At 40.0% G+C, this 13,086-nt stretch carries 11 protein-coding genes; 7 read left to right on the top strand and 4 right to left on the bottom strand.

Features of this window, described 5'->3' with window-relative positions; genetic code table 11:
• Nucleotides 1-367: 367 nt before the first annotated feature.
• From KME09_16305 to KME09_16295, 3 genes are all read left to right on the top strand, one after another.
• Nucleotides 368-1,615, top strand: a complete 1,248-nt coding sequence (locus tag KME09_16305; GenBank protein MBW4535499.1) for an FAD-dependent hydroxylase — start codon at nt 368-370, stop codon at nt 1,613-1,615.
• A gap of 180 nt (nt 1,616-1,795) precedes the next feature.
• Entirely contained in the window at nt 1,796-3,106 is a 1,311-nt protein-coding gene (locus KME09_16300; GenBank protein MBW4535498.1) for a 2-oxo acid dehydrogenase subunit E2, read from the top strand.
• Nucleotides 3,107-3,295: 189 nt separating this feature from the next.
• On the top strand, nt 3,296-3,715 hold the full coding sequence (locus KME09_16295; GenBank protein MBW4535497.1) for a hypothetical protein: 420 nt from the start codon (nt 3,296-3,298) through the stop codon (nt 3,713-3,715).
• A gap of 1 nt (nt 3,716) precedes the next feature.
• Here the strand turns inward: KME09_16295 and KME09_16290 are convergent, their stop codons facing one another.
• From KME09_16290 to KME09_16280, 3 genes are all read right to left on the bottom strand, one after another.
• Nucleotides 3,717-4,004 carry a DUF2288 domain-containing protein gene (locus KME09_16290; GenBank protein MBW4535496.1) on the bottom strand — a complete coding sequence of 96 codons (288 nt, stop codon included), beginning with the start codon at nt 4,002-4,004 and terminating at the stop codon, nt 3,717-3,719.
• A 44-nt stretch (nt 4,005-4,048) separates the two neighbouring features.
• Nucleotides 4,049-5,326, bottom strand: a complete 1,278-nt coding sequence (hisS, locus tag KME09_16285) for a histidine--tRNA ligase (GenBank protein MBW4535495.1) — start codon at nt 5,324-5,326, stop codon at nt 4,049-4,051.
• Nucleotides 5,327-5,985: 659 nt separating this feature from the next.
• Nucleotides 5,986-6,252 (bottom strand): TIGR02450 family Trp-rich protein, encoded by a 267-nt coding sequence (locus KME09_16280; GenBank protein ID MBW4535494.1) that lies wholly within the window; start codon nt 6,250-6,252, stop codon nt 5,986-5,988.
• Nucleotides 6,253-6,319: 67 nt separating this feature from the next.
• Here KME09_16280 and KME09_16275 point away from each other — a divergent pair, with 67 nt between their 5' ends.
• The 3 genes from KME09_16275 (at nt 6,320) to KME09_16265 (ending at nt 11,042) form a co-directional block, all read left to right on the top strand.
• The gene (locus tag KME09_16275; GenBank protein ID MBW4535493.1) at nt 6,320-7,906 is read left to right on the top strand and encodes an SLBB domain-containing protein; all 1,587 of its coding nucleotides are present in this window, start codon (nt 6,320-6,322) and stop codon (nt 7,904-7,906) included.
• Between the two features lie 107 nt (nt 7,907-8,013).
• Nucleotides 8,014-10,377 (top strand): polysaccharide biosynthesis tyrosine autokinase, encoded by a 2,364-nt coding sequence (locus tag KME09_16270; protein ID MBW4535492.1) that lies wholly within the window; start codon nt 8,014-8,016, stop codon nt 10,375-10,377.
• A 146-nt stretch (nt 10,378-10,523) separates the two neighbouring features.
• Nucleotides 10,524-11,042 (top strand): cofactor assembly of complex C subunit B, encoded by a 519-nt coding sequence (locus KME09_16265; GenBank protein MBW4535491.1) that lies wholly within the window; start codon nt 10,524-10,526, stop codon nt 11,040-11,042.
• A 138-nt stretch (nt 11,043-11,180) separates the two neighbouring features.
• Here KME09_16265 and KME09_16260 read toward each other — a convergent pair whose 3' ends face one another.
• A complete protein-coding gene (locus KME09_16260) occupies nt 11,181-11,507 on the bottom strand; it encodes a DUF3155 domain-containing protein (protein ID MBW4535490.1) in 327 nt (108 codons plus the stop codon).
• 286 nt (nt 11,508-11,793) lie between these two features.
• Between KME09_16260 and KME09_16255 the strand changes: the two genes are divergently transcribed.
• Nucleotides 11,794-13,086: a HAMP domain-containing histidine kinase gene (locus KME09_16255; GenBank protein ID MBW4535489.1), complete on the top strand. Its 1,293-nt coding sequence runs from the start codon at nt 11,794-11,796 to the stop codon at nt 13,084-13,086.

Raw genomic sequence — 13,086 nt, 5'->3', positions numbered from 1 at the left:
CTCTTCTAATTGACTGTTGAGGCAATCGGGTCGCCACAAAACAAGCCCAGCTAAGGGAAAGAAAAGACAGTTAGATAAATTGACATAAAATCTCTCTTTAATTAGATACTGTAGAGATTTAAATTCGGAGATAAATTTACGAATTTAGTCAAGACTCCGAAAATATTTCTTAACATTATGATCATAACCTGGAACTTTAGATAAATGAGATTGAGACACAACTCTTATTAATCATCAAGATAATTTGAGCAGATTGAGAGCGATCGCACTGCCAAATTTACCTTGTTCTCAGATGCCGATCGCGTCACAATAGAAGAAAGTATTTATACTCATATATTTTTATTGCAAATTGTTTAAAATTCGCAGCATGTTAGCACAACCAGAAACTATTAAAGCAGGCTCTCTTAACCTCGATTGCGACATCGTAATTGTCGGTGGTGGGATTGTGGGAACAACTCTAGCAGCAGCACTCAAAGATTCTGGCTTAAAAATTATTTTGATCGAGGCTCAGTCCCAGGAAATTACAGCTCAGAAGACTCAGGCTTACGCTTTTTCGCCCTTATCAAGCCATATTTACGAAGGGATTGGTATTTGGCAAGATATATTCCCTCATGTTGGTAAATATCAGCACATTAGTCTCAGCGATGCCGATTATTCACAGAAAGTTAAGTTTGAAACAAAGGACTTACCTGGAGAACATTTGGGCTATGTAGCGCAACACAATATAGTTATTACTGCTTTGCATAAATATTTAGCGGATTGTTCCAACGTTACTTGGCTTTGCCCAGCAGAGGTGGTTAATGTCACGACAGACAAGAATATTTCGACTGTTGCAGTTAAAGTTCAGGGAGAACAACGCCTAATTAAAACTAAATTAGTGGTTGGTGCAGATGGAGCGCGATCGCATATCCGTAGTTTAGCAGGTATCAAAACTCGCGGTTGGAAATACTGGCAATCCTGTGTCGCTTTTACGATTAAGCATACTGCCCCCGAAAATAATACCGCTTTTGAACGTTTTTGGCCCAGTGGCCCGATGGGAGTGTTGCCATTACCAGGAAACCGCTGCCAGATTGTCTGGACAAATCCCCATGCTGATGCTCAGGCTTTAGCCGAATTGGATGAGTCAGCTTTTTTGGCTAAACTACAAACCTATACTGGTAGTGTGTTAGGCGAGTTAGAACTAGTTAGTCAGCGTCGAGTATTTCCCGTGCAACTGATGCAGTGCGATCGCTATATTAAATCTCGCTTGGCTCTAATTGGCGATGCTGCACATTGTTGTCATCCTGTTGGCGGACAGGGTTTAAACATGGGTATTCGCGATGCTGCTAGTTTGGCGCAGATTTTGCAAGCAGCTCATCAGCAAGGACAGGATATCGGTACAGTTAAAGTTCTCAAGCGATATGAAAGCTGGCGTCAGATCGAGAATTTAGCAATTTTAGGTTTTACCGATTTATTAGATCGACTATTTTCTAATAACTGGTTGCCCGTAGTGGCAATGCGTCGTTTAGGGCTATGGATGATGAGCTATCTTAAGCCCCTGAGAATTTTTGCTTTAAGACTGATGACAGGTTTATTGGGTAAAAAGCCCAAGTTGGCAATGAGCAATGAACAATGAACAATGAACAATGAGCAATGAGTAATGAACAGTAATTAGTAATCAGTAATCAGTAATTACTAAAAGCTGCACCATGAATTGCATCATGAATTAAAGATATAATATCTTTCGGTTTGGTTTATAGCTGATGGCTTCCTTCAAATCAATCGGTAACTAACTTTAAACAGAAGATCGCACACTATGATTCACGATATATTTATGCCCGCTCTTAGTTCCACCATGGAAACAGGTAAGATTGTTGAGTGGTCTAAATCTCCTGGGGATAAAGTAGAAAAAGGGGAAACTGTCCTAGTAGTAGAGTCGGATAAAGCCGACATGGACGTAGAAACCTTTTATGATGGCTATCTGGCAGTGATTATGGTGGAAGCAGGAGAAGAAGCTCCCGTGGGTAGTGCGATCGCTCTCATAGCAGAAACTGAAGCCGAAATTGCCGAAGCTAAACAACAAGCAGCAGCTCATGCAGGTGGTGGCACTAAGCCTCAAGCAGCTGCTCCTGTGGCTGTTACCGCTCCCATAGAAGTTAATACCGCTACAGTAGCGAGTAATGGCAGTAGTAATCGTAATGGTTCAGGTAGAACAGTTGCTTCCCCTAGAGCCAAAAAATTGGCAAAACAGTTAGGTGTAGATTTAAAATCTCTTCAGGGAAGTGGCCCTTATGGACGCATTACGGCAGGCGATGTTGAACAAGCTGCTGGCAAGCCTGTTTCTACTCCTGCTGCCACCCCAGTCGGCGTTGCTCCTCAAGCTACTGCTAACACTGCCCCAGCGGTAATAGCTGCGCGTGTAACCCCTGCTGCTCCTCCAGCCAATATAACTCCTGGTCAAACTGTACCGCTCAATACCCTTCAAAAAGCAGTGGTACAAAACATGATGACAAGTTTGCAAGTGCCGACTTTTCATGTGACCTATACCATTAATACCGACGCTTTAGATCAACTATATAAACAAATTAAGTCCAAGGGCGTGACCATGACGGCTCTATTGGCAAAAGCGATCGCCGTTACACTCAAAAATCATCCTGTAGTTAACGCCAGCTATGCCCAGGATGCGATTAAGTATAATGCTGAAATCAACGTTGCTGTAGCAGTCGCCATGCCTGATGGTGGTTTAATTACCCCCGTGTTGCGTAATGCCGATCAAATGGATATTTATTCTCTATCCCGCACTTGGCAAGATTTAGTGGCACGTTCTCGCTCGAAACAACTACAACCTGACGAATATAGCACTGGTACATTTACCCTTTCTAACTTAGGGATGTTTGGGGTAGACAACTTTGATGCGATTTTACCTCAAGGACAGGGTTCAATTCTTGCCGTCGGTGGTTCAAAACCTCAGTTAGTAGCGGACGATTCAGGCATGATGGGAGTTAAACGTCAGATGAAGGTGAATATTACTTCTGACCACCGCATTATTTATGGCGCACAAGCAGCAGCTTTCTTAAAAGATTTGGCGACTTTGATTGAAACTAATCCTCAATCTTTAACCCTTTAATCTATTATCTTGAAATCAGATCGCGACAAGAGGGCGAATGACCATTCGCCCCTACAAGATTTGTGTTGCTGGAAAATGACGCTATAGCCATAGATAAAAACGTTAGGACATTTCCTACTTCCTATTTCCTATTTCCTACTTACGAGCCGATTACTATTAATGTCCTAATCTAATTTTGTACGGCTATAGATGATCGATCGGTTTCTCTACGAAAAATCTGCGACATATCAGGAATGTCTAATTATTCCTTTTGTGTATAGCTATGTTGATGGCCAGGATATATATTCTTATGCCTTGTTATGCGAGCAAGGATATACCAGTATCTTGCATCAAGCAGAGAATCCTGCCAAATTATATTCGGGTGAAATTAAAGAGATTATTGCGATCGCCCAACAACATCTTGATACTCAAATAACTTTAGAAGGATCTGATTATTTTCGCCAACGCTATACTTATAACCACAACCTAATCATTATTCATCAGCAAGGCAATAAATGCTTTTACGATCACTATGCACCAACTAAGCTAGTTAATATTGCTGCACCAAAGATTTTTTCTAGTACTTCAGAATGCATTGATTGGGTAAAACTAGGACTACAACGTCAATAAACTATGCTTCTTGAACTACCACAAACGGTTGAACAATTAGAGCCACAAACTGTTTTTCAGGGGTTTGATTCCATTCTGTCAGTTGTTGGGAAGATGGTTTGGCAATCGATTGATTCTCGATCCAGTTTTGAACAAAGGCTGTATTGTCTTCAGCGATCGCCACTGCTACTTCCGCAAGTTCTAACTCATCTTTAATCACAATGATCGCATCTCGTTTGGCATGAGGCTGCAACTCGTTCCAGGAGATATCAGCAACATCTTTTTGCAGCTTTTCTTTTAAACCAGGCATATTAAAGCAAATTATGATTTTGTTCCGATTATTTTAAAACTATCTCAAGAGCTTTTCAATCCCTTGATTTTCCCTTTCAATTCAGTGATCGTACCTAATAAATCGGCTTGAGCGATCGCCTGCTGCTCCCCTGATGCCAACCATTTTAAGTTAACGGTATTGTTGGCTGCTTCTGTATCACCGATGATTAAACAGGCAACTGCACCACTGCGATCGGCTCTTTTAAACTGTTTACCAAAGGCACTACCACTAAGGTCTAGTTCGACACCTAAATCTAGGCTGCGTAACTTCTGGGCTAACAATAGTCCTTGTGCTTCAGCCACTTCACCGCGAGACACAATATACAGATCGGGACTATTAACAAAAGTAGAATTGATCTGTTGTAACAACAAAACTAATCTTTCCATGCCAATTGCCCAACCCACCGCTTGAGTTTCCGGCCCACCTAATTCTTTGACCAAGCCGTCATAACGCCCTCCACCACAGACTGTCGCCTGTGCGCCCAAGTCAGCAGATTTGATTTCAAATGCCGTGTGGGTATAGTAATCCAAGCCTCTAACTAAACAGTGGTTTATTTGATATTCGATCTTTAAATCAGTTAATAACTGCAAGACCGTATCAAAGTGTTTTTTCGAGTCGGCGCTGAGGTGTTCGGTAATTTTGGGTGCGTTTTGCGCAATTTCTTGAGTCTTGGGATCTTTACTGTCTAGAATTTTTAAAGGATTACGAGTCAAACGATCTTGGCTGTCTTTGTCTAGATCATTTTGATAAGGTTCAAGATAACTGACTAAAGCTTCACGATATTGAGCGCGATCTTCGCCGTTACCTACTGAATTAATGTCTAACTCCAGATTCTTTAAGCCCAAAGTTTGCAGGATATCAGTTGCCAAAGCAATTACTTCCGCATCAGCACGAGGCGCATCACAACCAATTAATTCGAGTCCTACCTGATGAAACTGGCGTTGACGACCAGCTTGAGGACGCTCATAACGAAACATTGGCCCTGTATACCAAAGACGCTGAACTCCCCCTTGAGCATGAAGCTTATTTTGAATATAAGCTCGCACTATTCCGGCTGTGCCTTCAGGCCTAAGAGTAATTGATTGATCTCCTCGACTACTAAAGGTGTACATCTCTTTTCCCACCACATCAGTAGCTTCCCCAATACCACGCTCAAACAAAGCTGTCTGCTCGAAAATTGGCGCCCGAATCTCTTGATATACTGCTCTACCTAATATTTTTTTGACCGTTGCTTCAATAAACTGCCAGTAACCAACTTCCTCTGGCAATATATCTCTCGTTCCTCTTAATGCTTGAATCATTTATTGTTTGCTTGCTCAAAATCAAATTGTTTGCGTTCTTCAGCTGTTAGCTATTAGCTACCTTTATTCCTGGATTGAAATTTAGTCTTTTCACCTTGACCATATCAGTAAAGCAATAATATCAATTGCCTAATTACCCATAAATTTTTTCTCTAGCTCAGTGCGATCGCTTTGCTATACTGCTGTTTAAACCGCTTTAATTTAGCATTATAAAGTTTCGATAAAGATGCCAAGGGCGATCGCAATAGCTATTTTGTCTAAGCTAACTTGTGATTTTTTTCCATTTTTTGAGTTTTAATATATGATGAACCTTATCGTAGAATTAAGATTTTTTTCAACCAGGTAATTCTTGGGCAACAACTTTTCGGTAGTATATTTATAAACATAAACAATTATTTTATAACTATGAGCAGCCTTTTAGACTCTCGGTCTAATTATTAAACAACATTTGACCTACTAATTAAGCCGATATTATCAATCGCCAGCATTCTCTTTTACTAACAGACGATGATTTAGTAACATCTAGAGTTAGATTTAAAGAACTAAAAAAGAATTATTAAAGATAATGTTATTTTATCTTTTTTCTGCTATTTTTTTAGTAAAAGTTAGTAAAAACTTGATTCAATCTTTAAACATAGAAACAAAATTAATCGCTAAAATTATTGTAAGTCGCCATCGTTTTGATCCGCTGCTATCTCTTGAAGAGTTTTCCATCCTGGTAGCCAGAGAGAATCGTCCTTAAGTTGAGACGCATTAAGCCAAAAACGAGTTTGGGGATCGCAAGAGGCTACCATTTCGGCAAAAACCCATTTTCCTTGGTTTTGGCGATCGACTACTTGGAAATGTCTCCAGCCCCAGGTTTTTTGAATCGCCGTCCATTTTGAGCCAATTAAATAAGGGAACTTTAATTTTTGCTTTTTCGACATTTTAACCTCAAGAGATAATAATGATTGTTTAGTCGCAATAATTTACTTTTTTCATTGTGATATTTTTATGAAAACTACATCTGTTTTGTATCAATTATTTTTAGAAAGAATTAATAGCTATAGTGCGATCGCTCTATTCCTTTGTATAGGTTTAGCATCTGCCCCTGCCACGGCACAAAATAATACTATCGAGTTACAAAATACTGGTTCAGACCCCAAGGTAGAAGACTCCAACCAACAGCCCCAAGTCAATTATAAAGATTTACCCCCTTTAGATAACTCTGAATTTCCTGGCTCTAACCCCACACCAGGAATTGCACCCCTTCCAGCCACTAACGCCGATTTTGCTACCGAAGAAACAGACTATACTCTGGGGGCAGGTGATCAAATTAAGCTTGATATTTTCCAGGTTGCAGAGTACAGCGGTGAATATCCTGTTTTAGTTGATGGCACCATTAGCTTACCCTTAGTTGGTCGAGTTGATGTTAGAGGTTTAAGCCTCAAAGAAACATCTGAGGTAGTTTCTAAAAAGTATGCAACTTACCTCAAAAGACCAATTATTACTGTCGGTTTAATAGCACCTCGTCCCTTGAGAATTGGTATTGCAGGAGAAGTAGATAATCCTGGTGCTTATGAGGTTGTCCTTACTGCTGATGATCCTCAGTTTCCCACAGTTACGGATTTATTAGAACAAGCTGGTGGTATTACTACTATTGCCGATGTACGTAACGTTCGAGTGACCAGAAGCAATGGAGGCAAAGGTAAAGAAGTTACCTATAACTCTAATCTGTGGGATTTATTAACCAAAAATCAAATCAGACAGGATATTTCTTTGCGAGATGGTGACACAATCTTTGTACCTACTACCGCCAAAATTAATACTACTGAGTTAGATAGATTAGCTCAGGCTAGTTTTGGTCTACAGTCAGATAAGCCGATTAAAGTAGCAGTAGTGGGTGAAATATATCGTCCAGGATCGCACTTTATTCAGCCTGAGTTATTGGGTCGAAACAATAACAACGGGGCAAATCAGGGCAAGCAGGAGTCTATTCCTCCTAGGTTATCCCAAGCAATACAAACTGCTAGCGGAATTAAGCCTTTGGCTGATATTAAAGATGTTCAGGTTAAGCGTACCGCTTGGAATGGTGAAGAAAAAATTATTGCCGTAAATTTGTGGGAAGTTATTCAATCTGGAGATACTAGCCAAGACATCATTTTGCAGGAAGGAGATAAAATTATTATTCCTAAAGCGACTGCACTGACTGAAGAAGAAAGACAAAAAATAGCTGATGGTACTTTTTCTCCAGATGAAATTACCGTCAATGTTGTCGGTGAAGTTGTTACCCCAGGGCCAGTGAAAGTGAAGCCCAATACGCCACTTAACCAAGCAATTCTAGCAGCTGGGGGATTTGATACTCAGCGTGCTAATAGCAAGGAAGTAGAGTTAGTTAGCCTCAAACCCAATGGCACGGTTGATAAACGTAAAATCCAGATAGACCTTGGTGCTGAAGTCAACGAACAAACTAACCCTGTTTTAGGTCAGAACGATGTCGTAGTTGTTGGTCGCTCTGGTAGTACCTCCGCTACGGACAGCCTTGGCAAAGTAACCAGTCCTCTTGGTGGTTTGTTTGGCTTGTTTAATGCCATTTTCTAGACATAAATCATGATAGTGTAGCCCATGGTTCTGCTGTAATCTGTCAGGACGATGGGTTATTATGCGACTAATTTGACATAATCCGTGTTGTGAGGATTGAAAAAATAATGCCCGATAGAAGTCCAGATCGTTCCACATATCTTCCTTTGAAAGATCAAAACGGCAAGGGAATTAGTCATAAAAACGGAAATGACACTTATTCCTATTCCTTCCCTGTGTCAAATAAAGCAGCGGAAGCCGACGACGGAGATAGTATCGATCTACGTCAACTGGTCAGCATGGTTAAGCATCGTTTGCGTTTAATTTGTGCTGTAGTTGCTGGAGTGACTGCAACGACGACAATTCTTACCTTAACCCAGGAAGCAAAATATCAGGGTAGTTTTCAACTTTTAGTAGAGCCAGTAGCTAAGGAACAAGAGGATCCTCTGGCTGCATTGCAGCCAGATCTAGGTGGCTTAGATTACGAAACTCAAATTGAAGTGCTGCGTAGTCCTCGGGTGTTAAACCCGATTATCAAAGATTTGGCGGCAAAATATGCTGATATTAATTATGGAGAATTGATTCAGCCGAAAAGGTCTCCTCTAAAAATTGAGCGATTAGACGAAACCAAAATTTTAGAGATAACATTTACCGATCCAGATCCAAATAAGATTCAATTTGTCCTGGATAAGTTAGCAGCATCTTACCTGAGTTATTCTCTTGATGATAAAAGAGCCAAGGCTAAGCAAGGTATTGACTTTGTTGAAAGTCAGCTACCAGAGGTTACAGGCAGGGTTGATGAATTGCAAGGTAAATTACAGGCCTTTCGTCAGCAATATAATCTACTCGATCCAGAAAAGCAGGCTCAGATTTTGGCGCAACAGCGAGTTAATTTTGAGTTGAAATATTTTGATACTCAAACCAGATTAAAAGAAACTAGATCTCTGTATACCCTATTGCAGAAGCAATTGAATTTAAATCCGCAACAGGCTCTGGCTGCTAGTTATTTAAGCGAATCTCCTCGATATCAAAATTTGCTCAATGAGCTACAGAAAGTTGAGCTTGACCTTGCTCGAGAATCATCCCGTTTTTCCGCCGAAAATCCAGTCATACAGAATTTAGAGGAAAAGAAAACTAGTTTACTTACTTTGTTACAGCAAGAAGCTGGTAGTGTTTTAGGACAAAATTTAGCTAATTCAGTGGATAATTCGTCCAACCTCACTTCTCCGAGTAGCTTACGCTTAGAACTTAATCAAAATTATATTGAGGCAGCTAATCAAATTGAGATTTTAGAACTTAAAAAACGAGTCTTAGAGGATGAAATTGCTAAACTTGGCAATTTTACTAAGCAGATGCCCGTAATTGCCCGTCAATATACCGATCTTAATCGCCAATTGCTCGTTGCAACAGAGAGTTTAAATCGATTTTTAACTGCTAAAGAAGAACTACAGCTACAGGTAGCGCAACAAGCACTTCCCTGGCAAACCATCTCTGCGCCAACCGTATTGATCGATCCTGTCTCGCCCAAGATTCCGCAAAATATCGCGTTAGGATTGCTTTCGGGCTTAATGCTTGGCTGTGCAGCAGCGCTGTTAGCTGAACGTCTCGATCCAGTATTCCATTCACCAGAAGAACTCAAAGAGAGCATTAATCTACCAGTTCTTGGTCTAATTCCCGTTCAAAAAGATCTCCATCCTGCTGACGAGCTAGCAGCCTCCCCTAAAAAGGAAAAAATTACTCTGCCTCAGCTACAGATTGGGAATACAACCTTAAATCTCAATCGCTCTATCAATGTAACTCCAGCAGATCCACTAGATAATAGACACAAATGGAACATTAGTTCGCCTTTTTTGGAGTCTTTTCGTTCTCTCAATACTAATATTAAGCTTCTAGGTTCTGATACCTCTTTACGTTCTTTTGTGATCAGCTCTTCTATTCCTTCTGAAGGAAAATCTACTGTTTCTTCTCATCTAGCTCAAGCCGCAGCAACTATGGGACAAAGAGTAATGCTGATTGATGCAGATTTGCGTCGTCCTCAAGTTCACCGTTGGATAGGTATTGAAAACAAGGAAGGACTTAGTAATGTCTTAGCCACAGGATTAGATGTGGAAGAAGCGATTATTAAAGTTCCTCAATGGGAAAATTTATCGGTAATCACGGCGGGAGATATTCCCCCCGATCCTACTCGACTGCTTTCTTCACAAAAAATGTTTGCTTTGATGGAGCGTTTAAAAAGCAGTCGACAATATGACCTAATTATTTACGATACTCCGCCTATTCTCGGATTTGCTGACGGCAGAGTTCTGTCAAATCGCACTGATGGGGTAGTTTTAGTGGTAAGAATTGGTAAAACCGATCGCTCTTTGCTCAAGCAAAATATTGAGAATATTCAGATGTCTAATGTTCCAGTTTTAGGGGTAATTGCAAATCACGTCAGCCAGACAACTAATTCTTATCACTATTACAATCATTACTACGCCGATCGCAAGTAAATCAGCATTAATGCTCAGATCGGGATTAACCTTAAGCATAGTTTAGCCAGCTTCAGCAGCAAATCAGCAGAATTCCTTTGAGAGTTAGGTATAAATTGTTATATATTTTAGATCAACGTCATCATAAATAAACAAATCAAACTAGCGTGAACTTGCCAGTTATCTCTTCTACTTTCTTTCTAACTCTGCTGATGATGATCGGTTTGTTTTTCTTTATTCGCGCTTCTGTCAAAGATCGTACTAAACAAATTCAATTGCTTCCTGCGGAGTCGGAAGATGTTTTAATCAAAAAGTTGCAGGAATATTTTGAGGCTAGAGCCTACCAGTTAACCTCCGTCAATCCCGAAACTAAGCAAGTAGAATTTAAAGGATATGTTCAACCAAGTCTTTTCTTGGCTATTCTTCTTAGCTTATTAGCCGCAGTTGGTTTATCATGTTTAACTTTGGTTCTATTACTACTTTTCCCAGATCTTAATCGTTTATGCTGGCTGTTAATTTTGATTGCTCCCTTAGCTGGGGTGTTCTATTGGCAAAAAGCTGGTCGTTGGGAGAATATAATGCTTCAAGTAATAAATAGCGATCGCCAAAATCTCGTGAGGATTACTGCTCATCGAGATGAACTGATTCAGTTGCAGGAAAATTTAGCTGTTGAAATCTTGGATTAATTTTGCTTTTTTAAATCAGCTGGTCAGAATTATTTTTGTATTTATAACAGCAAAAAGAGAGGGAATTGTCTTCTCTCTCTTTAGAGTTAATTTTTAATTAATTTTTGATTAGTTGATTCTCTAATTGCTGTAGAAAATCTAATGAGTAGTAGCTGCAGCGATCGCTTTATCCCCTTCCCAATCTTGAAGATCGATTGACTGTAAGCTGGGAAATAGAAAATGATTCTCTTCGACGTATTGAGCGCCAAACAAGCCTTTCTCTGCCCAGAAATAGCGGTCTGTAGTGTGTTCGTTCCGTTTGACCACTAGGACTGCTGGAGGTTCAATTCCCAGGGAGGCGATGTGATTACGAGCGGCAGTGACGGGTTTTTCATCACCGCTTTCTATGTGATGCTGAGGTACGACTTCTAAAATCTTACGACCTTCTTGACGACGACGGCTTTTGCGTTTGCGTTTCCTTGCCAACCCTTTTACCTCCTAAAATTTGCTTACTAAATATTGTGTTAATAGTTACTATTCATAAGTGCTATTGTATCGTAATGAACAAAAAAAATCAACTCCCTATTAGAGGAATTACCTAGAGAAAATCAACTTACGGAGACATCTAGAATAATATAATGTTACTTAATTTTAAAATCAGAAAACATTAAGCAGTATTCTGGAAAAAAACCTGAAATACGGGCTAGGTTTACGCCTGTTTTTACAGCTATTGAACTCAAACTTGCAGTGAATTTTAGTTCGCGAAGTACTAATATTGAATAATCATATTTCCAGTCCCGAATTTGCCACGCTCTGCCAGTCCCAGCTCTCTTTGCTATCTCATGGTCTAGGTGCTGTTTGGAGTGTGATTTATTTGACTGAGAACATCAGTGAAGATCAGCAAACTAAACTATTTCCTTTTGCTATTTATCCTCAGACGGGAAACCAAAGTTTTTGGGAACTACCCCCGATTAAGCTAGCTGAAATTTGGCAGGCATCCCAGTCAAATTTTCTGGCTCAATTATTACCCAATTATTTGACGAGTCAGATAGAAACTCAAGCAGCAGATAGTTCACAACTAGAGTTAGCTAAAACCAAGCAATTAATTTTGCCGTTAATCCACCAAGAAACTTTTATTGGTTTGCTCGTGACTGGACGAGAAGATCGAGAATGGCAAGCTCACGAACATCAACAAGTAGAAGAAATTGCACGGACAATCGCCATCGCCCGTTTTATTGAGCTTCAATATAGTTGGACACAAAATGAACTATTGCGACAAGAAAATTTAAGACGAATTGAACACGATCGCCTTGATAATTTGCTGCACCAGCTGAGAAATCCTTTAACTGCCCTACGGACTTTTGGTAGATTGTTAATTAAACGTATTTTGCCGAACGATCCCAACGGCAAATTAGCAGAAAGTATTCTAGCTCAAAGCGATCGCTTTCAAGCCTTGTTAGAACAGTTTGAAGCTGAATCAGAACAAATAACTGAATTTAATCCTGTCAATAATTCTTTACCCTTATTAGAAGCTACCCCAAAAAATATCGATCAAAGTAGTTTTTTGCTACCTAGTTCAACTGAGCAGTTACATCCTGTAGATTTGAGCCAAATTCTTGAACCATTATTAAATACTGTCCAAGCGATCGCAACTGAAAGAAATATTGAGTTAGTTAATAACCTCCCCGCGATCATCCCATCAGTAGTCGGGGATTTAGCTGCCCTGAGAGAGATTTTTAATAATCTGCTGGATAATGCCTTGAAGTATACAACTTCAGGCGGAAAAGTACAGCTCGATCTAGAAATGAGTCGCGAAAAAATGTTGGGTATTGCAGTTAAAAATACAGGAACAGGCATTCCTATTGAAGATCGAGAACGTATTTTTGAGCGACATTATCGAGGAATTCAAGCTCAAGGCGAGATTGCTGGGACAGGTTTAGGCTTGGCGATCGCTCAAGAGTTAGCGACTAAAATGCGAGGTGAAATTGAATTAATTAGTCCGAATAATCTGGCGGAAAATAGTTCAGGGACAACTTTTATTGTTTGGCTTATTCTCAGTAATTAG

The organism is Pleurocapsa minor HA4230-MV1, assembly GCA_019359095.1.
Lineage (GTDB): Bacteria > Cyanobacteriota > Cyanobacteriia > Cyanobacteriales > Xenococcaceae > Waterburya > Waterburya minor.
The sequence above is the reverse complement of the archived record's forward strand: the minus strand, read 5'-3'. Positions and strand labels throughout refer to the sequence as shown.